The 20386-nt window shown below is 67.5% G+C and carries 24 protein-coding genes, 3 tRNA genes and 2 pseudogenes; 13 read left to right on the plus strand and 16 right to left on the minus strand.

What is annotated here, in order from left to right; all coding sequences use genetic code 11:
* Positions 1 to 397, plus strand: a pseudogene (locus A5622_RS28785) (glycosyltransferase family 2 protein); the annotation flags it as partial.
* Here the strand turns inward: A5622_RS28785 and A5622_RS27275 are convergent.
* The 4 genes and pseudogenes from A5622_RS27275 to A5622_RS27290 form a co-directional block, all read right to left on the minus strand.
* Positions 394 to 765 (minus strand): annotated as a pseudogene (locus tag A5622_RS27275) (glycosyltransferase); the annotation flags it as partial. The pseudogenes A5622_RS28785 and A5622_RS27275 overlap by 4 nt on opposite strands.
* On the minus strand, positions 758 to 1597 hold the full coding sequence (locus A5622_RS27280) for an ABC transporter ATP-binding protein (protein ID WP_066873034.1): 840 nt from the start codon (positions 1595 to 1597) through the stop codon (positions 758 to 760). The gene A5622_RS27280 and the pseudogene A5622_RS27275, both read right to left, overlap by 8 nt.
* Before the next feature lie 20 nt (positions 1598 to 1617).
* Positions 1618 to 2073, minus strand: a complete 456-nt coding sequence (locus A5622_RS27285) for a bacterial proteasome activator family protein (protein WP_231998015.1) — start codon at positions 2071 to 2073, stop codon at positions 1618 to 1620.
* A gap of 78 nt (positions 2074 to 2151) precedes the next feature.
* Positions 2152 to 4149, minus strand: coding sequence for a DUF6541 family protein (locus A5622_RS27290; RefSeq protein ID WP_066882419.1), 1998 nt, complete (start codon positions 4147 to 4149; stop codon positions 2152 to 2154).
* Positions 4150 to 4266: 117 nt separating this feature from the next.
* Between A5622_RS27290 and A5622_RS27295 the strand changes: the two genes are divergently transcribed.
* Positions 4267 to 5463, plus strand: a complete 1197-nt coding sequence (locus tag A5622_RS27295; RefSeq protein WP_066882421.1) for a cysteine desulfurase-like protein — start codon at positions 4267 to 4269, stop codon at positions 5461 to 5463.
* 13 nt (positions 5464 to 5476) lie between these two features.
* Here A5622_RS27295 and A5622_RS27300 read toward each other — a convergent pair whose 3' ends face one another.
* Positions 5477 to 6445 carry an NAD(P)H-quinone oxidoreductase gene (locus tag A5622_RS27300; RefSeq protein ID WP_066882507.1) on the minus strand — a complete coding sequence of 323 codons (969 nt, stop codon included), beginning with the start codon at positions 6443 to 6445 and terminating at the stop codon, positions 5477 to 5479.
* Between the two features lie 37 nt (positions 6446 to 6482).
* Here A5622_RS27300 and A5622_RS27305 point away from each other — a divergent pair.
* Positions 6483 to 6569 (plus strand) — tRNA-Ser (locus tag A5622_RS27305).
* Between the two features lie 7 nt (positions 6570 to 6576).
* Here A5622_RS27305 and A5622_RS27310 read toward each other — a convergent pair.
* The 4 genes from A5622_RS27310 to A5622_RS27325 are packed head-to-tail and all read right to left on the minus strand — an operon-like array spanning position 6577 to position 10038.
* Positions 6577 to 7695 carry a hypothetical protein gene (locus A5622_RS27310; protein ID WP_066882423.1) on the minus strand — a complete coding sequence of 373 codons (1119 nt, stop codon included), beginning with the start codon at positions 7693 to 7695 and terminating at the stop codon, positions 6577 to 6579.
* A gap of 37 nt (positions 7696 to 7732) precedes the next feature.
* Positions 7733 to 7921 (minus strand): hypothetical protein, encoded by a 189-nt coding sequence (locus A5622_RS27315; RefSeq protein ID WP_066873023.1) that lies wholly within the window; start codon positions 7919 to 7921, stop codon positions 7733 to 7735.
* Positions 7922 to 7949: 28 nt separating this feature from the next.
* Positions 7950 to 9188, minus strand: coding sequence for a lipase LipE (gene lipE / locus A5622_RS27320; protein WP_066882425.1), 1239 nt, complete (start codon positions 9186 to 9188; stop codon positions 7950 to 7952).
* Positions 9189 to 9213: 25 nt separating this feature from the next.
* Positions 9214 to 10038, minus strand: a complete 825-nt coding sequence (locus A5622_RS27325) for a crotonase/enoyl-CoA hydratase family protein (RefSeq protein ID WP_066873017.1) — start codon at positions 10036 to 10038, stop codon at positions 9214 to 9216.
* Between the two features lie 23 nt (positions 10039 to 10061).
* Between A5622_RS27325 and A5622_RS27330 the strand changes: the two genes are divergently transcribed.
* Positions 10062 to 10646: a TIGR03086 family metal-binding protein gene (locus A5622_RS27330; RefSeq protein ID WP_197499631.1), complete on the plus strand. Its 585-nt coding sequence runs from the start codon at positions 10062 to 10064 to the stop codon at positions 10644 to 10646.
* A gap of 153 nt (positions 10647 to 10799) precedes the next feature.
* Here the strand turns inward: A5622_RS27330 and A5622_RS27335 are convergent, their stop codons facing one another.
* Together A5622_RS27335 and hisC are read right to left on the minus strand one after the other, a co-directional pair.
* On the minus strand, positions 10800 to 11261 hold the full coding sequence (locus tag A5622_RS27335) for a DUF4334 domain-containing protein (RefSeq protein WP_066873011.1): 462 nt from the start codon (positions 11259 to 11261) through the stop codon (positions 10800 to 10802).
* Between the two features lie 10 nt (positions 11262 to 11271).
* On the minus strand, positions 11272 to 12339 hold the full coding sequence (hisC, locus tag A5622_RS27340) for a histidinol-phosphate transaminase (protein ID WP_066873008.1): 1068 nt from the start codon (positions 12337 to 12339) through the stop codon (positions 11272 to 11274).
* Positions 12340 to 12422: 83 nt separating this feature from the next.
* Here hisC and A5622_RS27345 point away from each other — a divergent pair.
* The 3 genes from A5622_RS27345 to A5622_RS30575 all read left to right on the plus strand — a co-directional run bounded on the left by A5622_RS27345 (position 12423) and on the right by A5622_RS30575 (position 12848).
* Positions 12423 to 12511 (plus strand) — tRNA-Ser (locus A5622_RS27345).
* Between the two features lie 43 nt (positions 12512 to 12554).
* Positions 12555 to 12627, plus strand: a tRNA-Arg gene (locus tag A5622_RS27350).
* A 92-nt stretch (positions 12628 to 12719) separates the two neighbouring features.
* The gene (locus A5622_RS30575) at positions 12720 to 12848 is read left to right on the plus strand and encodes a hypothetical protein (RefSeq protein WP_255361718.1); all 129 of its coding nucleotides are present in this window, start codon (positions 12720 to 12722) and stop codon (positions 12846 to 12848) included.
* Here A5622_RS30575 and A5622_RS27355 read toward each other — a convergent pair.
* From A5622_RS27355 to A5622_RS27370, 4 genes are read right to left on the minus strand one after another with little or no spacing between them, the layout of a single operon-like run.
* A complete protein-coding gene (locus A5622_RS27355; protein ID WP_066882427.1) occupies positions 12845 to 13417 on the minus strand; it encodes a GNAT family N-acetyltransferase in 573 nt (190 codons plus the stop codon). The genes A5622_RS30575 and A5622_RS27355 overlap by 4 nt on opposite strands.
* Before the next feature lie 9 nt (positions 13418 to 13426).
* Entirely contained in the window at positions 13427 to 13915 is a 489-nt protein-coding gene (locus tag A5622_RS27360) for a hypothetical protein (protein WP_066882429.1), read from the minus strand.
* Between the two features lie 19 nt (positions 13916 to 13934).
* Complete coding sequence (locus A5622_RS27365) at positions 13935 to 14933, minus strand: phosphotransferase family protein (RefSeq protein ID WP_369806979.1); 999 nt, start codon at positions 14931 to 14933, stop codon at positions 13935 to 13937.
* A gap of 39 nt (positions 14934 to 14972) precedes the next feature.
* Positions 14973 to 15332 carry a nuclear transport factor 2 family protein gene (locus A5622_RS27370; protein WP_066882433.1) on the minus strand — a complete coding sequence of 120 codons (360 nt, stop codon included), beginning with the start codon at positions 15330 to 15332 and terminating at the stop codon, positions 14973 to 14975.
* 124 nt (positions 15333 to 15456) lie between these two features.
* On the opposite strand from A5622_RS27370, the gene A5622_RS27375 reads away from it, so the two are divergent.
* The 6 genes from A5622_RS27375 (at position 15457) to A5622_RS27395 (ending at position 19743) form a co-directional block, all read left to right on the plus strand.
* Positions 15457 to 16401, plus strand: coding sequence for a class I SAM-dependent methyltransferase (locus A5622_RS27375; RefSeq protein ID WP_066882435.1), 945 nt, complete (start codon positions 15457 to 15459; stop codon positions 16399 to 16401).
* A 63-nt stretch (positions 16402 to 16464) separates the two neighbouring features.
* Positions 16465 to 16875, plus strand: a complete 411-nt coding sequence (locus A5622_RS27380) for an MmcQ/YjbR family DNA-binding protein (protein ID WP_066882437.1) — start codon at positions 16465 to 16467, stop codon at positions 16873 to 16875.
* A gap of 104 nt (positions 16876 to 16979) precedes the next feature.
* Positions 16980 to 17219 (plus strand): hypothetical protein, encoded by a 240-nt coding sequence (locus A5622_RS27385; protein ID WP_066873162.1) that lies wholly within the window; start codon positions 16980 to 16982, stop codon positions 17217 to 17219.
* 24 nt (positions 17220 to 17243) lie between these two features.
* Positions 17244 to 17399, plus strand: a complete 156-nt coding sequence (locus A5622_RS29445; RefSeq protein ID WP_007771976.1) for a DUF6131 family protein — start codon at positions 17244 to 17246, stop codon at positions 17397 to 17399.
* Positions 17400 to 17549: 150 nt separating this feature from the next.
* Positions 17550 to 18254 carry a response regulator transcription factor gene (locus A5622_RS27390; protein ID WP_064880192.1) on the plus strand — a complete coding sequence of 235 codons (705 nt, stop codon included), beginning with the start codon at positions 17550 to 17552 and terminating at the stop codon, positions 18252 to 18254.
* Entirely contained in the window at positions 18232 to 19743 is a 1512-nt protein-coding gene (locus A5622_RS27395) for a cell wall metabolism sensor histidine kinase WalK (RefSeq protein WP_066872985.1), read from the plus strand. The genes A5622_RS27390 and A5622_RS27395 overlap by 23 nt, the downstream gene beginning before the upstream one ends.
* A gap of 1 nt (position 19744) precedes the next feature.
* On the opposite strand, the gene A5622_RS27400 is transcribed toward A5622_RS27395, so the two are convergent.
* The gene (locus A5622_RS27400; protein WP_066882439.1) at positions 19745 to 20212 is read right to left on the minus strand and encodes a lipoprotein LpqH; all 468 of its coding nucleotides are present in this window, start codon (positions 20210 to 20212) and stop codon (positions 19745 to 19747) included.
* Positions 20213 to 20386: the final 174 nt, after the last annotated feature.

Below are 20386 nucleotides of genomic sequence, written 5' to 3' on the forward strand. Positions count from 1 at the left end.
GGATTCGGGCGTGCTGGCCACCCTGCTGGCGTGTGCCGAGAAGTACGGCCTGGCCGAGGTGTCGCCGATGGTGTGCAACATGGCCGACCCGGAGCGGCTGGCGTTCCCGTTGCGTCGCGGCCTGGTATGGCGCAGGCGCACAAGCGAATTACGCACCGAGGCGGGCCAGGACCTGCTGCCCGGGATCGCGTCGCTGTTCAACGGCGCGTTGTTTCGGGCCGCCACCCTGGACGCCGTCGGTGTCCCGGATCTGCGGCTGTTCATCCGCGGCGACGAGGTGGAACTGCACCGCCGGCTGGTGCGATCCGGCCTGCCGTTCGGGACCTGCCTGGACACCGTCTACCTGCATCCCTGCGGATCCGATGAGTTCCGGCCGATCCTGGGCGGCCGGATGCACACCATCGGCGACACCTCGGCCAGGCCGTACTTCTCGGCACACGCCAGCAGGGTGGCCAGCACGCCCGAATCCTGCGGGCGCCCGTCGTCGTCGGCCAGCCACACCCAATCGGCGCCCTGGGCCAGCGCGTGCAGCATGCCGAGCGCGAAACCCCCTGCGCCGCCCAGGTTTCGGCGCGAAGCCAGGTAGGTGGTGGGGATAGGCTGGCCGGCCACCAGGTCGCGCACCCGGTCGTCGCCGGAAAAATCGTTGTCCACCACGATCAGGTGATCGGGCAGCCGGGTCTGCGTGCTCAGGACATCGAGCGACTTGGCCAGCTCGTCGGGGCGCCGATGGGTGACGACGACGGCGAAGACGGTCTCACTCATCCCCGGATGCTCTTTGGGCCAGGGGTGTCTCGACCCGACTCGCTTGCTGCGTCTCTTCGAGCACCTCGCGGACGTGCCGGGCCGCGTCTTCGCCTTCGTACGCGCGCACCACGTCCTCGATGCCGCCCGACATGCGGATGACGCCGTGATCGATCCACATCGCCGTCTTGCACAACCGGGCCAGGAATTCGTTGGAATGGCTGGCGAACACCAGGATTCCGGAACGCTCCACCAGACTCTGCAACCGCGACTGCGCCTTCTTCAAGAAGTCGGCGTCCACCGCGCCGATGCCCTCGTCGAGCAGCAGGATCTCGGGGTCGATGCTGGTGACCACGCCCATCGCCAGCCGAACCCGCATGCCGGTGGAATAGGTGCGCAGCGGCATCGACAGGTAGTCGCCCAGTTCGGTGAACTCGGCGATCTCATCGACCTTGGACAGCATCTGCTTTCGCGTCTGGCCCAGGAACAGGCCGCGAATGATGATGTTCTCGTAGCCGGAGATCTCGGGGTCCATGCCGACCCCGAGATCGAAGACCGGCGCGACCCGGCCGGTGACCGTCGCCCATCCGCGGGTGGGTTCGTAGATGCCCGAAAGTAGGCGCAGCAGAGTCGATTTGCCCGCGCCGTTGTGGCCCACCAGCCCCACCCGGTCGCCCAGCTCGAGGGACATGGTGATGTCGCGCAACGCTTCGACCACAACGACGTTGGAGCTGTTGCGGCCGATCGTGCCGCCGGCCTTGCCGAGGAAGGCCTTCTTCAACGAACGCGACTTCGCATCGAAGATGGGAAATTCCACCCATGCGTTGTGCGTCTCGATGTGAGGACCCGACACCGTCAACTACTCGAGTTCGCTTACAGGTACTGACCGTGCCCGGGCGCGCCGCCCGGCTTACCCATGCCCGGCGGCAGCGCGCCCTGGCGCATCTTTTCCAGCTGCGCGCGGGCGGCCATCTGCTGGGCGAACAGCGCGGTCTGGATGCCGTGGAACAGTCCTTCCAGCCAGCCGACCAACTGTGCCTGCGCGATCCGCAATTCGGCGTCGGACGGCGCCGCGTCCTCGTTGAAGGGCAGGGTCAGGCGGTCCAGCTCCTCGCGCAGCTCCGGCGCCAGGCCCTCCTCCAGTTCCCGGATGCTGGTCGCGTGGATCTCGCGCAGCCGGTTACGGCTGGCCTCGTCGAGCGGTGCGGCGCGCACCTCCTCGAGCAGTTGCTTGATCATGGTCCCGATCCGCATCACCTTGGCGGGCTGCTCGACCAGATCGGTCAGGGAACGCTCGTCGGCGCCGTCGTCCTCGGCCAGTGCCATCATCCGCGGGTCGACGCCGCCGATGATCTCGACGCCGTCGTCATCGTTGCGGGTACTCAACTCTTCACCATCCTTTGTGGACTATGAGTGGGGCGTCGCGCCGTTTCCGCGCCATTCATAAATTCGGGCACCGCCATTGTCGTAGATCAGCGCCCACGACTTCGACTTATCCAGTGACACTAGTCCTTCGGGTACGGCGAACCCCCGGACAGTCGGCGAGCTCGTGTAGATGTACCGAATATTGAGCGCTTTAATCGCCTCGAGGACCCGCGGATCTGAATCGCCTTTGCGGGCCGAGGTCCAGAAAATGTACCGGTTGGGACCCGGGCCCATCTGTTGCGGGTAGTCGTAGTGCGTCCACAGCGGATGCAGATCGGCGACGGCGTACATCCAGGCCGTGCCGTCGGTGTTGGCGTTGCCGATCAACGTCTCGTGCGCGCCGGGCAGCTTGGCCAGATAGGCCATCGCCATCAGATCGCGCTGGTCGATCATCACCGAGTCGTACTTGTCGCCGAACAACACTATGTGCCGATAGAGGTAGTGACGCCCGGTGAGCACGGCGGCCACCACCAGTAGCGTCGCGGTGGCGGCGATCCACACCGGGACCGGCCCCAGGCGCCGATCGCTGGCCAGGGACGGTCTGACCCTGGCGGCCACTCGTTTCGCGACGCCCACGACGCCGACGACGATCGTGAACAGCGCGACGCCGGCCATCGGCTCGAGCAGCAGGGTGATGGCCGCCGAGATCCGGCGCGGATCTTTGTAGAAGAACTCGCCGAACATCCCGGCCACCGCACCGACCGGACCGCCGAGCGGCGTCCCGGCGTCGACGTCGACCACCACGAGCAGCAGCCAGACCGCCAGTGGCCACCAGATCCTCTTGTAGGCGAAGACCAGTCCGCCGAGGATCGCGAGCGCCATGAGCCCGTACTGGTACGGGAAGTCGTTGAGGTGCCGGGAGTGCTGGAAGACCGCGTCGAACAATCCCCGCTTTTTGCTGAGGTGGGTCAGAAACGAGTGCCCGGCGATGATGTCTTCCTGTCCCTGGACGCTGATGAACTGCGGCAGCAGGATCAGTCCGGTCAGCACCGCGACGCAGGCCAGCGCGATGAAATCGGCCAGCCTGCCGCGCACCGGATGCCACAACACGTCGATCACCCACCAGGCCACCAGGAACAACAACACGATCACGCCGCCGGTGATGTGCACGGACATGACCCCCACCCAGGCCAGCACGGCCGCCGGGATGCGGTCGCGGTGTCGCAGCGTGGAGGTGATCAGGACGAACGCGGGCACCGCGACCCCGTAGGCGGCCAGGTTGGGCATCGCGGCGACGCCGAATTCGACGTAGGGGATCGCGGTGAACGACGCCGACAGCGCGGCCGCGGTGGCCGCCGCCCCGGCGCAGCGCCACTCGGTGGTGCGCGCCCGCAGCAGATGCCAGGTCAGCATCGCCGCGCTGGTGGGAAACAGCCACACCGATGCGGCAACCGAGCTCAGCGTGTAGCCGGTCGTGGGCGCCGCCCCGGTCAGCTGGCAGAACACCGCGATCAGCGCGTGGAACACCGACGGGTAGTACAGCGTCTTGTGGGTCTCGACGTTGCGCAGCTCGCCCATGTGCGTCGACGACGCCTGGCCGGTGTCCAGGATGAACCGCACCTCGTTGGCGTGCCAGACGGCGTCCCAGGTGCTCGGGATGGTCTGCCAATGGGCGGCCAGCCCGCGGTAGGCGGCCCACATGACGAGCATGGACCCCAGCGCCACCCCGGCCCCCACCGTGATGGCCGGCCACCGGCTGATCGCGCGGGCCTCGGCGTCGCGGTCGCGGTAGCGGGCGAGCAGCAGCGCTAAACCGGTCATCAGCAGGCACACCACCACCAGCGCCGCCAGCGCCGTCCACCCGTTCCACGGAATCCCGATGGCACCAAACGGAATAATGGCAAGGGCGACCATGCCGTAGGTCAGTGCCGGGCCGACCGCGACAGCGACGGGCCACGACAACTGACTGATACGTGCGATGATCGCCCCGGGCGCTATCAGCAAGAACAATGCAATGAGCGTTCCGAACCAGAGCCCCACTCGACTAGTATGGCTGGCCGGGTGCCCTGGCTCGGGAGGCCACCGACTGGCCGGAACGTCTGTGGCACCCGCTACCGTCACAGTTTCGCAAAAAGCGGAAGCTTTAAGGTGGCCCACATGGCATACGACGTCGCCCGGGTGCGCGGACTACATCCGTCGCTGGGTGACGGGTGGGTACACTTCGACGCCCCGAGCGGGATGCTGGTTCCCGATTCCGTCGCGACGACCGTGTCGACCGCCTTCCGCCGGTCCGGTCCCACCACCGTGGGCGCCCACCCGTCGGCGCAGCGCAGTGCCGCCGTTCTCGAGGCGGCGCGGGCGGCGGTGGCCGATCTGTTCAACGTGGAACCCGCCGGCGTCGTGCTGGGCGCCGATCGGGCGATCCTGCTCTCAGCGCTGGCCGAGGCGTCGTCGTCGCGGGCCGGCCTGGGCTACGAGGTCATCGTCAGCCGCCTGGACGACGAGGCGAACATCGCCCCGTGGCTGCGCGCGGCGCACCGCTACGGCGCCAAGGTCAAGTGGGCCGAGATCGACATCGAGACGGGTGAGCTGCCGACGTGGCAGTGGGAGGGCCTGATCGGCAAGTCGACCCGGCTGGTCGCCGTCGCCTCGGCCTCCGCGACGCTGGGCACGGTCACCGACCTGCGCGCGATGACCAAGCTGGTGCACGATGTCGGCGGCCTGGTGGTGGTCGACCATTCCGCCGCGGCGCCCTACCGGTTGCTTGACGTGAAGGAGACCGACGCCGACGTGGTGGCGGTGAATGCCGCGGCGTGGGGCGGTCCGCCGATCGGGGCCATGGTGTTCCGCGATCCGGCGCTGCTCAACTCGTTCAGTTCCATCTCGCCGGATCCTAAAGCGACCGGGCCGGCGCGCCTCGAGATCGGCGCGCACCAGTTCGGTCTGTTGGCCGGGGTGGTGGCCAGCATCGAGTACCTGGCCTCGCTCGACGAATCCGCCCGCGGCAACCGGCGCGAACGCCTGGCGGTGTCGATGCAATCCGCCACGGCGTACCTGAACCGGATCTACGACTACCTGATGGTGTCGTTGCGCTCGCTGCCGTTGGTGATGGTGATCGGCCGTCCCGAGGTGCGCATCCCGGTGGTCAGTTTCGCGTTGAACGGCGTGCCCGCCGAACGCGTCGTGCAGCGGTTGGCGGACAACGGAATTCTGGCCGTCACCAACGAAAGTTCCCGCGCGCTGGACGTATTGGGCGTCAACGACGTTGGCGGCGCGGTCACCGTCGGCCTGGCGCACTACTCGACGACGGCCGAAGTCGACCAGTTGGTCCGCGCGCTGGCCTCGCTGGGTTGAGCCCGGCCCGGTTCTAGACGGTCAGCACGACCTTGCCGTGCACCTCTCCGTCGGCCAGCTTCCGGTGCGCGGCGCCGGCCTGCTCGATGGGCATCCGCTCGCCGATGATCGGGCGGACCCGGCCGTCGGCGATCATCGGCCACACCTTGGCCGTCACGGCCGCGACGATCTCGCTCTTGCTGTTCGGGCCGCTGACTGGCCGCCCGCGCAGCGTGGTGCCGATGACGTGCGCCCGCTTGGCGAGCAGCTTGCCGATGTTGAGCTCGCCCTTGATGCCGCCCTGCATGCCGATGATGACGAGCTGCCCGTCGGTGGCCAGGGCGTCGATGTTGCGGTCCAGATAGGAGGCGCCCATGATGTCGAAGATCACGTCGGCGCCGCCGTGCTCCTGCAGCCGGGCGACGAAGTCCTCGTCGCGGTAGTTGATGGTGATCTCGGCGCCCAGGTCGCGGCAGGTCTGCAGCTTTTCCTGCGATCCGGCGGTGACGGCCACCCGCGCACCCAGCGCCCGGGCGATTTGGATCGCGTGCGTTCCGATGCCGCTGGCCCCGCCGTGCATCAGCAGCAGCTGGCCCTTGCCGAGGTGTGCCGTCAGCACCAGGTTCGACCACACCGTGCAGGCCACCTCGGGCAGCCCGGCCGCGTCCACCAGGTCGACGCCGTCGGGAATCGGCAGCAGCTGGCCGGCGGGGACGGCGACGTACTCGGCGTAACCACCCCCGGCGAGCAGCGCGCAAACCTCTTGTCCGACAGACCATCCCGTCACGTCGGCGCCGACCTCGCTGATGACGCCGGACACTTCCATGCCGATGATCTCGCTCGCCCCCGGCGGGGGCGGGTACTTGCCGGCCGCCTGCAGCAGGTCGGCGCGGTTCACGCCGGCGGCGGCGACCTTGACCAAGACCTCACCGGGCCCGGCGGAAACGTCGGGCACGTCCTGCCAGGAGAGTTGATCGGAAGATTCGGCGACGATGGCGCGCATGGTGGCCACGCTACCGAGTCCCGCTACCCTGATCAGCGGTGGCGTGGCAGAGCGGCCTAATGCACTCGCCTTGAAAGCGAGAGACGGCTAAAACCGTCCGGGGGTTCAAATCCCTCCGCCACCGCTCCTGATCACTCAACGCTCTGGTGCAGCGTGGGTGCGTAGCGCAGCACCGCGCCCACCCCGTCGGCCGGGGAGATGCGCTCGTCGGTGCGCACCAGGGCGGCGCCCACCGAGATCGCCGAGAACGGCAGCGCCTCGTCGGCCCGCAGCGTCTTGGCGGGAGCGGCGCCCTGCTCGGACAACACGTTCTCGTTGGGAGCGAGCGTCGTCAGGCCTTCGTCGGCGACGACGGTCGCGTCGCCGATGTCACCGATGATCAGCGTCTCCACGGCGCCCTGACGCAGCGCCGAGCAGACCGCGCCCAAGCCCTCAGCCGCCAGCCCGGACTGCCGCCCGATCTCGGCGGTGAAGCGCTGCGCGGCATCGTCGATGGTGCGCAGCTGGCGCTTGACGAACTCCGCTTCGATGGCCTGCTCGATCTCACCGAAGTCGTGCCCGCTGTGCCGGGCTCCCACCTCGAGTGCCACCGTGCGCTCGCGTAACCGTTCCGGCAACTCGGCCAGCAGGTCGGATCGCGAGCGCACCTCGCCCACCACAAAGATCACCTCGATGGCCTTGTCGTCGGCCAGTTCGGCGACGCGGTCGGCGACGGCGCGCAGGTTCTTGCGTGCGGCCTCTTCGGTGCGCAACTGGGGATCGCCGTAGTCCGCGGTCTCCGCACCGGCGGCTTTGTGCACGGGATGACCACCACCGTCCACGGTCTCGTCGCGCAGCGTTCCGCCGATGTGGGTGGTGATGTCGGCACCGCTGTGATCGACGACCGCCAGCACATAATCGGGATGATCGAAGCTCTGCTCGAGAATCGGTACCAGATAAGGCAATTCGGATACCCGGACGACATCGGTCGCGGCGGGTCGGGCCAAATGTTCGTTGATCACCACGCCGTCGGCGCTGGCGATCACCGCCCGCCCGCTGCGGCCGATCGGCGGCCGCAGGTTCTTGATCGCGTCCTCGATCTGGTCGACGACCGTCGCTGCGGCGTGTGAGCGTTCCAGTTCTTCTTTGATCGCCCGCCACTTGAGCTCGAGTTGCGCCTCGGCGTCATGGGTGTCATGTGAGTCATCGAAGTAGACCGAAGCGAACGGCCCCGGTGCGTCCAGCAGCTTGCGGAAGCGTTGCGAGTCCATGCGTTGTTGGTTGCCCCGCCAGCCGGGGGACAAACACCTAGCTTCGGTCGCCCTCGGTGTCGTCGAAGAAATGCCACTCGCCGTCGTGTTCGACTTCCATGCGCCAGCCGAGCTCGCTGTTGTCGGCCTTCTGGTCGACGAACCACGCGTGTGCGTCGTCGGCGCTTTCGATGTCTTTGGTCGCGACGACCTCGCCCTTCGGGTCGAGCACTCGATAGGTAGCCATGAGGGCAGTGTTCCCACTGCCGTCGTCGTCAACCGGATGGGATTTCGGCGGTGATCGTGTCCAGCAGGGCGGTGTACCGGCGGGCCTCGGGATCGCGCCCGGGTTTGCCGCTGCTCACCACGCCGGCCGACAGGCCGCGCTCGGGGTCGGCCCAGATGGCGATGTTAACCAGGCCCAGGTTGCCGAACGCGTGCGGCGCGTTACGCCCGAACGGCCCCCACCGGTTTGTGCCGAGGATGTAGCCGGTACCCCAGCGGGCCGGCTGCAGCCCGACCGCGAAATCCGGTCGTAGCCTTCGGCATTGGGTCACCGCGCCGTACATGGTCTCCGGGCTGATCACCCGCACACCGTCGAGTTCGCCTCCGCGGCGCCATATCTCGGCGAACCGCGACATCTCCTGCGCGGTCGACACCGTGTTGGACGACGGAATGATGGTGGTCAAGAACATCGGCGAATTCGTGTACGGGATCATCTCGTGCACGGTCCCGCCGATCGCCTTGCGGAAAATCTGGGCGACCACCGGCGGGAGCGTACGCCCGGTGGCGTGGCTGGGCGCGACCAACGGGACGTCCTGCTTGGCGACGCCGAAGTTGGTCCAGCGGAAGCCGAGTGGGTCGAGGATCTCGGTGGCCAGGATCTCGCGGATCTCCTTGCCCGTGGCCGCGTAGACGATCTCGCGCACCAGCGGACCCCAGGTCAGCGCGTGGTACATGTGCATCAGCCCCGGACGGTAGAGGGGCCGCAACTCGCTTAGCTTCTGCTGCGCGTACTCGTGGTCGTCGGCGCGGGTGACGTCGGGTCGGGGCCCGGTGGGAAAGGGCAGTCCGGCGCTGTGCGTCAGCACGTGCCGGATGGTGATCCGGTGCTTGCCGTGGCTGGTGAACGTCGGGATGTATTCGCACACCCGGTCGTCGAGCGAGAACACGCCGCGCTCGACGAGCATGTGCACGACGGTCGCCGCCATGCCCTTGGCCGCCGAATACACACAAAACGGTGTGTCGGGGGTGACGACGATCTTCTCCGCGTCGGGCGGGTCGCTGGGGGCGTTGCCCCAACCGTGGCCGATCGCCCGGTTCAGCACGACGCGGCCGTGCCGGCGGATGCACAGCTGGATGGCGGGGTGGAAGCCGGCTTGGTACCAATGCCGGGCGGCCTGCCAGATCCGGTCGACGGCGGCGCTGTCGATTTCGGAGTGGTCCTCGGCGCCGATCGTCGTCACGGAGTCCAGGTCGGCCGGGAGGCGGATCTTGCCGTCTGGTGTCGTCACCTCAGCGAGGGTACGTGGCGCGGGACTACTCGCCGGTGAACTGCGGCGGCCGCTTTTCGAAGGTCGCCGAGATGCCCTCGGTCAGGTCCTTCGACGGCAGGAAGGCCGCGTTCCAGGCGGCCACGTACCGCAGGCTCTCCGAGACGGCCGCGGTTCGTTGCTGGTCGAGCACGTCCTTGATGCCGTGCACGGTCAGCGGGGGATTGGCGGCGATCTCCGCGGCGGTGGCGTGTGCGGCGGCCAGGGTGGCGTCGGCGTCGGCGTACACGTCGTTGACCAGACCGATCTTCTCGGCGCGGGCCGCGTCGATGTCCTTGCCGGTCAGCGCCAGCTCGCGCAGGTGTCCGTCGTTCAGGATCATCGGCAGGCGGGCCAGGCTGCCGACGTCGGCGACGATGGCCAGCTTGACCTCACGCACCGAGAACTTGGCGTCGGCGCTGGCGTAGCGGATGTCGACCGCCGAGATCAGGTCGACGCCGCCGCCGATGCACCAGCCGTGCACCGCGGCGATGGTGGGGGTGCGGCAGTCGGCGACCGCGGTGATCGCGGCCTGCATGCGCTTGACCTCGCGGTGGAAGACCGCGCGCGGTCCGGCCAGCGCGTCGCCGGACAGCAGCGGCGTGAACGAGCCGCCCATCGCCGGCACGTCCAGGCCGTAGCTGAAGTTGCGGCCCGAGCCGGTCAGCACGATGGCCCGCACCTCGGGTTCGGCGTCCAGCGCGGCGAACAGTTCGGGCAGCTCCGACCAGAACGCCGGTCCCATCGCATTGCCCTTGCCCGGCCCGATCAGCGTCACCTGGGCGACGTGGTCTTTCGTCTCGACGGTGACGGATTCGTATGCTTGCGCCATATCGAGACCGTAGCGTGGCGAATATGGCTCCTGACTTGCGACCCGGACCGCATTCCCCGCCCACCGACGAGCTACACAGCGCCGAGGACACGCTGGGGGTGCTGCAGCGCGTGGTGCACACCATCGCCGCCGACGATCTGTCGCGACGGACGCCGTGCACGGAATTCGACGTCTCAGCGCTGACCGGGCATCTGCTGAACTCGATCTCGGCGCTCGGCGGCATGGTCGGCGCCCAGATCCCGGAGCGCGACGAGGGCGATTCGGTGGAACGTCAGGTGATCGCCGCGGCCCGGCCCGCGCTGGACGCCTGGCACCGCCATGGCCTGGACGGCTCGGTCCCGTTCGGCAAGGGCGAGATCCCCGCCAAAAGCGCGTGCGGCATCCTGTCGATCGAATTCCTGGTCCACGCTTGGGATTACGCCGCCGCGGTGGGGCACGACATCAATGCGCCCGAGCCGTTGTCCGAATACGTGCTGGGCCTGGCGCGCCAGATCATCAGGCCGGAGCTACGCGGTCAGGCCGGATTCGACGACCCGGTCGACGTCCCCGAAGATGCCGGCGCGCTCGAACAATTGGTCGCGTTCACGGGTCGCAACCCGGCGGGCTAGCTCGGGCTGCCTAGCCCTTAGCCACCGACTGTGAAGCCTGGGCATTGAGTGTGAGGCCACGGCGGGTTCGCACGGCGCGTCGCCGCCCTGGATGCACACTCAACGCCGTCAATTCACACTCGGCGGCACGAAGGCACACTCGAGCGCCCAGACCTACTCGCGTTCCAGGTAGAAGTAGTAGTACTTGCCGTTATCCCGCACGCCTTTGCCGTTCATGATGCCCATCACGGCGTCGTCGTCGATCTTCTTGAAGTGGTCGTGCACCGGCTGGCCGTCGTAAACCATTGTGGCGGTGACCTCTCCGCGGAAGTCCTCCAGCCACAGGCTCGCCTCGCCCTTACCCATCTCCACGTTGGAGAACTTATTGCCGTCGGCGTCCAGGCAGACCAGCGGCTGCACGTCGCGGGCGGACTTGAAGGTCTTGCCGTACCAGCCGGCCTTTTCCAGCTGGCCGTTCATCTTGTGGCCGGTCTGGAATTCGCCGCCCTTCCATTCGCCGAGCATGCCCTCGATGGTCGCGGGTGCCAGTTCGGCCCAGAAGTCGTCGAGCTCGGAATCCGCGATGTCGCCGCTGCGCTCTTTGAACTCGGTGAACTTCTTCCGCGCGAGGTCCACGGGCGACTCCTTACGATTCGGTGCGGGCAATCCAATCGCGGGCAAAATGCAGCAGGGCGTCATTTTCCTCCGGCGCACCAATGGTGACACGCACGCCCTCGTCAGCAAACGGCCGCACCACCAGGCGTGCCTCCGCGGCCTGCTCGGTGAAGTCGGTGGTGCGCTCACCCAGCGGCAGCCAGACGAAGTTGGCCTGCGACGCGGGTAGCTCGAACCCGGCCTCGCGCAATCCCGCGCTGACCCGGGCGCGCTCGAGGACCAGCGCATCAGTGCGGGCCATCAGCTCGTCGGAGGCCTCGAGCGACGCGATGGCGGCCGCCTGCGCGACGTTGGTGACCGCGAACGGCATGACGACCTTGTCCAGCGCGGTGATCAGGTCCGGATGGGCTACCGCGTAGCCGACCCGCAGGCCCGCCAACCCGTAGGCCTTCGAAAAGGTCCGCAGCACAACGACATTGCTGTGGGTCAGGGCCAGCTCCAGGCTGTTGGGCAGCAGGCCGTCGCGGATGTATTCGGCGTAGGCCTCGTCGATCGCGATCAGGACGTGCGGCGGCACGGCCTCGACGAAGCGCGTCAGTGCGTCCGGATCGACGACGGTGGATGTCGGGTTGTTCGGGTTGCACACGAAGATCAGCCGGGTGCGGTCGGTGATCGCGGCGAGCATCGCGTCGAGGTCGTGCGTGTGGTCGGTCAGCGGCACCTTGACGGTGGCCGCGCCGGACACCTGAATGATGGGCAGGTAGCACTCGAAGCTGCGCCAGCCGATCATCACCTCGTCGCCGGCGGCCGAGGTGATCTGAACCAGCTGCTGGCACAGCGTGACCGAACCGCTGCCGACCGCGATGTGCTCGGGCGCGACGTCGGAACCCAGGTGCATGGCCAGCGCGGCCTTGAGGTCGACGCTGGCGTTGTCGGGGTAGCGGTTGACGACGGCTACCGCGCGTTCGATGGCGGCGTGCACGCTGGGCAGCGGCCCGTGCACGGTCTCGTTGCTGGCCAGTTTGATCGAGCCCGGCACGTTCTTGCCGGGCACATACACTGGCAGTCCGGCCAGTTCGTTGCGCAGGCGGGCAGTCACTTCGACAGTTTACGTGTCAGCTGTGTACAGTATGGCCGGTTCCGCGAGACCGGAAAGGGGTCGGTACCCTCAGAAAGTCCAAGGGAGGCGTGCCAGAGCGGCCGAATGGGGCTCACTGCTAATGAGTTGTCCCCCTCAAAGGGGACCGGAGGTTCAAATCCTCTCGCCTCCGCTAGATCCTTTAGCGGCAACACGGAACGACAACTGAAGAACAGGCGCCCGTAGCTCAACGGATAGAGCATCTGACTACGGATCAGAAGGTTAGGGGTTCGAATCCCTTCGGGCGCGCTCACTAGCTCAGGGTTGGGCAACCCGAAATGATTCGAATCGTTCAGACCCAGTTTCTTGTCGGCGCGGTTTCCCGTCGATACCTTCCGCCCATGACAATCAGCATTGAGCAAATCGGTGGTGGCGCCGGCGGCGGTTTCCTGGGTGGCGGCGGTGCCGGTGGTTTCGTCGGTGGCGGCGGCGCGGGTGGCTTCCTGGGCGGTGGCGGCGCCGGCGGCTAGGCCCCCGACTCGCGCGCGCGGCCCGGCGAGACGATCGGGCCGGGTGGCTCATCCGGTGCGGCGCCGGGCCTCAGGTCCAGCTGCATCCACGCGACGTCGTGCCAGCCGCCGTGCTTCCATTCGACGCGGCGGTACAGCCCCGCGTCGGTGAACCCGAACGCGCGGTGGAAGCCGGTGCTGGCCTCGTTGGGCTGGGTGATGCCGGCGAACGCCTGCCGGTAGCCCCGCTCGGCGAGCCTGCGCAACAGCTCGGTGTAGAGCGCGCGGCCCCCGCCGGTGCGGCGATGGCCGGCTTCTAGATAGATCCCGGTCTCGGTCGACCACCGGTAGGTGGCAAGGCGATTGAACGCGTGCCCGTAGGCGAAGCCGATCACCCGGCGATCGCGTTCCAGCACAAGCCATTCGTGGCCGGCCTGGGCGGCGGCGATGCGCGCGGACATCTCGGTTTCGGTCGGGACGTCGATCTCCCAACTGATGACCGTGTGCTCGACGTACGGCCGGTAAATGGCAAGGCACGCGGCCGCATCCGGCGCAGCTGCCGGCCGGACCAGGCCGGCGCTCGCGTGCATGTCGCCGCGCTAGGGGCGGGGCTGGAAGGGTCCGCCGAACGGTCCCCGTCTGGGCGGTTCGGTCACGGTCTGCGTGACCGTGCTGGTTTCAGTGCTCGGCGAAACGGTGACGGTGCTCGGTGGCTCCGTCGTCGTGGGAGTGTCCGTGCTGGGCGGCGGGGCCGTTTCGGTCACGGTCTCGGTGGGCGCGCCGCCACCGCCGCCGTGGTGCCGCGGCGCGTGCGTCGTGGTGGTCACCGGCGCGGTGGTGGACGGGACGGCCGTCGTGGTGGTCGCGGGGCTGGGCGCCGGTGAGCCGCTGGTGAGCTTGACCACCGCGAACACCAGCGCGGCCAGCAGGATCACCCCGAGCGCGCCGGCCGCGACCAGCGCCGCCGGACGGCGATACCAGGGCGTCGGCGGCTCGGGCGGTGGGGCCTCGGGCTCGTAATATCCGCCGTACCGCGCGGCCGCGGTGGGCTCGGAGTAGAAATCCGGTTCCTCGGGATAAGGCGGCACGAGAGGAGATGTTAGTGGGTCAGGCCGCGCTGGAGATGAGGCCCAGCGCCCGCTCGAACAGATGCACCGTGGCCGCGTGCAACTGGTCGCCGACCTCCTTCTCCGCCTTCCCGGCGCACGCCCGGGCCAGCGTCCCCTCGATCACGATCCCCAGCTTGAAGCAGGCAAGCACGGTGTACCAGGTGATGTCGGACAGGTCGCGGGTGGTGTTGGCGGCGTAGCGCTCGAAGAGCTCATCGGTGCTGGCGAGCCCGTCCTGGCCGCCCAGGGCGTGACTGAACACGCTGGAACCGTCGGGCTGGCGCCAGGTGGCCAGCAGCCAGCCCAGGTCCAGCAGCGGATCCCCGATCGTGGACATCTCCCAGTCGACGATCGCGACCACCTCTGGCCCGGTCCGGGAGAACATCACGTTGGCGGCGTGATAGTCGCCGTGCATGATGCCCGGGGTCCAATTGGCCGGCCGATGCCGTTCCAGCCAGGTGGACACCTCCTCGATGCCGGGGATGTCGGGCCCGGGGTAGCCCTCGTACTCGTTGTAGGACTCCAGCTCCGAAAGCCAGCGTGGCACCTGGCGTTCCAGGAAACCCTCCGGCTTGCCGAAGTCGGCCAGCCCCACCGCGACGTGGTCGACGGCGCCCAGCTTGGCCAGCGCGTCGGCCATCGACAGGCCCATCCCGTGGCGCACCTTGGCGTCGCCGGCGTGCAGCGGCGGCAGGCCCTCGCCCGCGTTGAAGCCGTCGACCGGGTCCATCAGGTAGAAGACGGCGTCGCCCAGCACGCTCGGGTCCTCGCAGGCGGCGATCAGGTGCGGATGCGGGACATCGGAACCGGCAAGTGCGGCAAGGACTTTCGTCTCCCGCAGGATCACGCTGTTGCTGCGCGGGCGCAAGTGCCGTGGCCCGCGCCGCAGCACGTATTGCCGGCCGGCCCGGGTGAATCGCAGCATCACGTTCTGGGTGCCGCCGGTGACGTTGGAAACGTCCTGCAGGGGCCCCTCACCGAGCCCCTGCCCGGACATCCACTGCGCTACGGCTTCCAGGTTCACGGGTTCCACTCGTCAGCCCTTCGGGTGCGGCGTGTATCGGACGGTTTGCGCTCGGATCATGCCGTCACGGAACACGAAGGTGTCCACGCCGTCGTCGACCCGGTTGACGTCCGAATCGGCGGTCCACACCAGGAACAGCACGTCCTCGTGGAAAAGGCGAGTTCTCAAGTCCCACTGCGCATTCGGCAGGTCGGCGAGCAACTCCTCGAACACCTGGCGGATGGCCTGCGTGCCGCGGGCGATGCCGGCGGGGCTGATCACCACGGCATCCGCGGCGTAGTCCGCGACGATCTCGTCGAGGTCGCCCGCGGCCAGTGCGGCGCCGTGGTGGGCGAACACCTCCTGCGGCGTGCGCGGCGGGATGGGCGTCATGGCACTCCCTTGCAACCTGTGGACCGTCTGGGAAAAAGACTAGGACAGCGGCGACGGGCGGCCCCGGGCGGCGGGGGCTGGAAGAATAGTGTGCGTAACTTACTTTCTGGGGAAGGAACTGGCCATGCCGCGGACCGACGATGATTCCTGGGAGATCACTCAAAGCGTGGGCGCCACCGCGCTGGGTGTCGCCGCGGCTCGCGCGGCCGAGACCGAGAGCGAGAACCCGCTGATCAGCGATCCGTTCGCGCGGGTGTTCGTCGACGCCGCGGGGGAGGGGATGTGGAGCATCTACGCCAACCCCGCGCTGCTGGCCAAGGCCGGTGACATCGAGCCGGATCTGCGCGACCGGCTGCAACTGATGGTCGACTTCATGGCCACCCGGACGGCGTTCTTCGACGAGTTCTTCCTCGGCGCCGCCGACGCCGGCGTTCGGCAGGTGGTGATCCTGGCGGCCGGCCTGGACGCCCGCAGTTGGCGGCTGCCGTGGCCCGACGGCACGGTCGTCTACGAGCTCGACCAGCCCAAGGTGCTGGAATTCAAGTCCGAGACACTGCGCGAGCACGGCGCGGAACCGAAGGCGCGGCTGGTCAATGTTCCGATAGATTTGCGCCAGGATTGGCCGAAAGCGCTGCAGGAGGCCGGATTTGATGCGTCGGCGCCGGCCGTCTGGTCGGTCGAGGGCCTGGTTCGCTACCTGCCGGCGCAGGCCCAGGACCTGCTGTTCGAGCGGATCGACTCGCTGAGCGTCGCGGGCAGTTGGCTCGCCTCCAACGTGCCCGACTCGGGCTTCACCGACCCCGGGCGGGTCCAGCGGCAGCGCGACGACATGCGACGGATGCGGGCGGCGGCCGCCGAGCTGGTCAACGCCGAGATCACGGACTTCGACGACCTGTGGTACGCCGAGGAGCGCACGCCGGTCGACGCCTGGCTGCGCGAGCGCGGCTGGGATGTCACGACGGCGTCGTTCGCGGAGTTGATGGCGCGGTATGACCGCAGCGTGCCGCAGGGTTCGGAGGACTCCATGCCGCCCACCCTCTACGTGTCCGCGCAGCGAACGGCGGGGTAAATCAAATCTCCTTAGGGGCAACGTCTCTCACCACCGGCGTCGGCCATCGGTACGCTCGCGGTCATGGCTGCCCGACGCGCCCGGCTCAGCGACGTGCACGAGATCGCCGCCGCGATGCCGCACGTTCAGCGCCTGGCGGGGCCCAAGGGCAACGCCATTTACCAGGTGGGCGGGAAGTCGTTCGTCTTTTTCCGCACGCCCCGGCCCGACGCGACCGATCCGGACACCGGCGAACGCTATGCCGACGTGATCATGCTCTGGGTGGAATCGGAGAGCGACAAGTTGGCGCTGGTTTCCTATCCCGAATCGCCGTTTTTCACCACGAACCACTTCGACGGGCACCCCTCGGTCCTGGTGCGGGCCAGTCGGTTGGGCGAAATCAGCAGAACCGAATTAGCTGAGCTGATCCAGGACGCCTGGCTGTCCCGTGCGTCGAAGAAGCGGGCCGCGACCTGGCTCGCTGATCACCTCTGACGCGGCGAGTTGTGCCGACAAGCACTGCCGCATAACCCATTGCATGTTTAGACATAAGTCGAATGGGTAACTTCACGTCCACGAGAAACTTCTTCTCGTCCACATTGGAGGTCGCGATGCGTGGCAGCGGGATCATCGGAACGGTTGCGTTGGTGTGGTTGCTGATCGGAGTCTTCGCGGCGTGGCAGCGCGACTACTTCAAAAACGACAACACATCATGCGCCTCGGCGGGCACGGTTGCGGTGACCGTGATCGCCGGACCCTTGAATTACTTCGGTGTCAATCCGAAAGTCACGGATTGCCATCTGCCGCAACCAAGTTCAATGCAATCGATCAACCTCTAACCGCTCACTCAAAAGGAAGTTGACATGGTTATCTTAGGGATTGTCCTGCTTATTCTCGGATACTTTTTCCACGTACCGATCCTGACCACGCTGGGCATCGTGCTGCTGGTCATCGGAGCGATCCTGTGGATCCTGGGCTCGGTCGGCCGCCCGGTCGCCGGCCGGCGCTATTGGTATTAACGGCTTGACTGAAGAACGAATCGCGCGACTGCTGAGCAGTCGCGCGATTTGTTTCACAGGCTACGCATAGGTTTGGCATAGCCGCGGCTCAGCCGTCGGCGGATACTGGAACTTGTGACGCAGCCCCGAGCCTCGGTAGAGCGGGTTGTCATGTGCCGTGCGGACGGCAACCCCATCAACGTTTTGGTCGTCGACGACGAATCCGTCCTGGCCGACATGGTGTCAATGGCACTGCGGTACGAGGGCTGGAACATCTCCACCGCCGGTGATGGCGCGTCGGCCATCGCTTCGGCCCGCTCGCAGCGGCCCGACGTGGTGGTTCTCGACGTGATGCTGCCCGACATGAGCGGGCTCGACGTCTTGCACAAACTGCGCGAGGAGAACCCGCAGCTGCCGGTGCTGCTGCTCACCGCCAAGGACGCGGTCGAAGACCGCATCGCCGGCCTGACCGCCGGTGGCGACGACTACGTCACCAAACCGTTCAGCATCGAAGAGGTCGTGCTGCGGCTGCGGGCGCTGTTGCGCCGCACCGGGGTCACCACGGTGGACAGCGGCGCACAGCTGGTGGTCGGGGACCTGGTGCTCGACGAGGACAGTCACGAGGTCACCCGCGCCGGCGAACCAATTTCGTTGACCTCCACCGAGTTTGAGCTCCTGCGCTTCATGATGCGCAACTCCAAGCGGGTGCTGAGCAAGGCCCAAATCCTGGACCGGGTATGGAGTTACGACTTCGGCGGCCGATCCAACATCGTCGAGCTCTACATTTCCTACCTGCGCAAGAAGATCGACAACGGCCGAGAACCGATGATCCACACGCTGCGCGGCGCGGGTTATGTCCTCAAGCCGGCCCGCTGACACGCGGCGGGTCTGGTCGCTGCGGCTGCGGCTGCTGGTCGGACAGATCGTCGTGCTGGCCATCGTCTGCGTGGGCATCACCGCGGCGACCGAGCTGGCGTTGCTCCACCACCTGGTGGCACAGCTCGACGGACAGCTGGCCGGCACCTCCTATCGCTCGGCGCTGATGTATCCCGAGCCGCCGCATTCGGGCTGGCGGCATCAGCACGTCTATCCACGGCCGGGCCCCGGTCCGCGGTTCCTCGATGCCCCGGGCCAGCCGGCGGGCATGGTGGCGGCGGTGGTCAGCCACGGCAACACGGTGGACGCCGGTTACACCACGAGCAGCGGCGACCGGGCCGAGCTGAGCCCCACCGCCCAGCAGCAGCTGTCCGCGATCGCCGACCGTCGCAAGCCGGTGACGCTGAACCTGGACGGGCTGGGCCGCTACCGGGTCGTCGCCGCCCCGAGCCGAAACGGCGGCGACGTCATCGTCACCGGCCTGTCGATGGCCAACATCGACACCACCCTGATGCGGATGCTGGTCATCTTCGCCATCGTGACGGTCATCGCGCTGGTCGCCGCCACCACGGCCGGCGTGATCATCATCCGGCGGGCGCTGGCGCCGTTACGCCGCGTCGCGCAGACCGCGAGCAAGGTAGCCGGCTTGCCGCTGGCGCGCGGTGAGGTCGAACTGCCGGTGCGCGTGCGTGAGTCCGACGCCAATCCCTCCACCGAGGTGGGGCAACTCGGCGCCGCCCTCAACCAGATGCTCGACCACATCGCCGCCGCCCTGTCGGCGCGGCAGGCCAGCGAGACGCGGGTCCGCCAGTTCGTCGCCGATGCCAGTCACGAACTGCGCACGCCGCTTGCGGCGATCCGCGGCTACACCGAACTGACGCAGCGGATGGGTGACGATCGCGAGGCGGTGGCGCAGGCGATGAGCCGGGTGGCGTCCGAGACCGAGCGGATGACGCGCCTCGTCGAGGACCTGCTGCTGCTGGCCCGGCTGGATTCGGGCCGGCCGTTGGAACGCGAACCGGTGGATCTGTCGCGGTTGGCCGTGGACGCGGTCAACGACGCACACGTCGCCGGACCCGATCATCAGTGGGAACTCGACCTGCCCGAAGAACCGGTGGTCGTCACCGGGGATGCGGCGCGGCTACACCAAGTGCTGACCAATCTGCTTGCCAACGCCCGCGTCCACACCGGGGCGGGCACCGTTGTCACCACCCGGTTGAGCACCGAGCCGTCGCACACCGTGCTGCAGGTCATCGACAACGGGCCCGGCATCCCGGCGGCGCTGCAATCCGAGGTCTTCGAGCGGTTCGCCCGCGGCGACTCTTCGCGCTCGCGCAAGGGCGGTAGCACCGGGCTGGGTTTGGCGATCGTCTCCGCGGTTGTCAAGGCGCACAACGGGACGATCGAGGTGGACAGCGCGCCGGGCCGGACCGAGTTCACGGTGCGGTTGCCACCCAATGGATGGCAACCGCCCGCCCACGATTCTTAGCTCAGGAGCAAGTCGCGTCGATTTCGAACGGCTTGTTCACCTGTTGCATCGGGTTAGCCATGTCGACGCCGCTGGCGGTGCCGGTGACCTTGTAGGTGTTGCCGTCCTTGGTCGCCGAGGCGTTGCCCTGGCTACCTTGCGCGTACTGAAGCGTCACGCCGTTGACATTGCCGAGCTGGACCGCCTTCACCGCGAGCGGATTGGCGTCGGCGAGCACGACACTGATCCCGGTCTGGTTCCCACCGACCGCGATTGAGATGTTGCCGCCAGCCTTGGTGCAGACAGTGGTGCCTTGGACGTTCTGGTCCTTGCCGTCGATGATGACCTTCGACGAGTTGTTACCGCCGGCCGACACGGAGCCTCCCGGCACCGAGGTCGAAACGCCATTTGATTTGCTACTCGAACAGCCCGAAATACCCGCGGCAAGAATGGCCGCTCCAGCAAGCGCGACCGTCAGTTGACGCTTCACCTGTTCTCCTTTGCCCGATAGTTGCGGTCCTCGGCATTGAGGGCCGTCTGGGCAGTATGCGGGTTAACTGAGTCGGGATCCAGAACCCGCAGAAATTGTTGCTGTGTTCATTAATTGGAGGGCGAAAAGCCGCCCGAATCACCTTGATCGAGGCCGCTTTGATGGCAAGGTACG

This window comes from Mycobacterium sp. 1245801.1, assembly GCF_001673055.1.
GTDB lineage: Bacteria > Actinomycetota > Actinomycetes > Mycobacteriales > Mycobacteriaceae > Mycobacterium > Mycobacterium europaeum_A.

Excerpts from the sequence above, each read along its gene's own strand:
- A5622_RS27285 (WP_231998015.1), bottom strand. The coding sequence starts at position 2,073 with ATGATGGCACTGGCCGAGGACGACGGCGCCGACGAGCGTTCCCTGACC.
- A5622_RS27295 (WP_066882421.1), top strand. The coding sequence starts at position 4,267 with ATGGCATACGACGTCGCCCGGGTGCGCGGACTACATCCGTCGCTGGGT.
- A5622_RS27300 (WP_066882507.1), bottom strand. The coding sequence starts at position 6,445 with ATGCGCGCCATCGTCGCCGAATCTTCCGATCAACTCTCCTGGCAGGAC.
- A5622_RS27310 (WP_066882423.1), bottom strand. The coding sequence starts at position 7,695 with ATGGACTCGCAACGCTTCCGCAAGCTGCTGGACGCACCGGGGCCGTTC.
- A5622_RS27315 (WP_066873023.1), bottom strand. The coding sequence starts at position 7,921 with ATGGCTACCTATCGAGTGCTCGACCCGAAGGGCGAGGTCGTCGCGACC.
- A5622_RS27325 (WP_066873017.1), bottom strand. The coding sequence starts at position 10,038 with ATGGCGCAAGCATACGAATCCGTCACCGTCGAGACGAAAGACCACGTC.
- A5622_RS27330 (WP_197499631.1), top strand. The coding sequence starts at position 10,062 with ATGGCTCCTGACTTGCGACCCGGACCGCATTCCCCGCCCACCGACGAG.
- A5622_RS30575 (WP_255361718.1), top strand. The coding sequence starts at position 12,720 with ATGACAATCAGCATTGAGCAAATCGGTGGTGGCGCCGGCGGCGGTTTC.
- A5622_RS27355 (WP_066882427.1), bottom strand. The coding sequence starts at position 13,417 with ATGCACGCGAGCGCCGGCCTGGTCCGGCCGGCAGCTGCGCCGGATGCG.
- A5622_RS27365 (WP_369806979.1), bottom strand. The coding sequence starts at position 14,933 with ATGTCCGGGCAGGGGCTCGGTGAGGGGCCCCTGCAGGACGTTTCCAAC.
- A5622_RS27370 (WP_066882433.1), bottom strand. The coding sequence starts at position 15,332 with ATGACGCCCATCCCGCCGCGCACGCCGCAGGAGGTGTTCGCCCACCAC.
- A5622_RS27375 (WP_066882435.1), top strand. The coding sequence starts at position 15,457 with ATGCCGCGGACCGACGATGATTCCTGGGAGATCACTCAAAGCGTGGGC.
- A5622_RS27380 (WP_066882437.1), top strand. The coding sequence starts at position 16,465 with ATGGCTGCCCGACGCGCCCGGCTCAGCGACGTGCACGAGATCGCCGCC.
- A5622_RS29445 (WP_007771976.1), top strand. The coding sequence starts at position 17,244 with ATGGTTATCTTAGGGATTGTCCTGCTTATTCTCGGATACTTTTTCCAC.
- A5622_RS27390 (WP_064880192.1), top strand. The coding sequence starts at position 17,550 with ATGTGCCGTGCGGACGGCAACCCCATCAACGTTTTGGTCGTCGACGAC.
- A5622_RS27395 (WP_066872985.1), top strand. The coding sequence starts at position 18,232 with ATGTCCTCAAGCCGGCCCGCTGACACGCGGCGGGTCTGGTCGCTGCGG.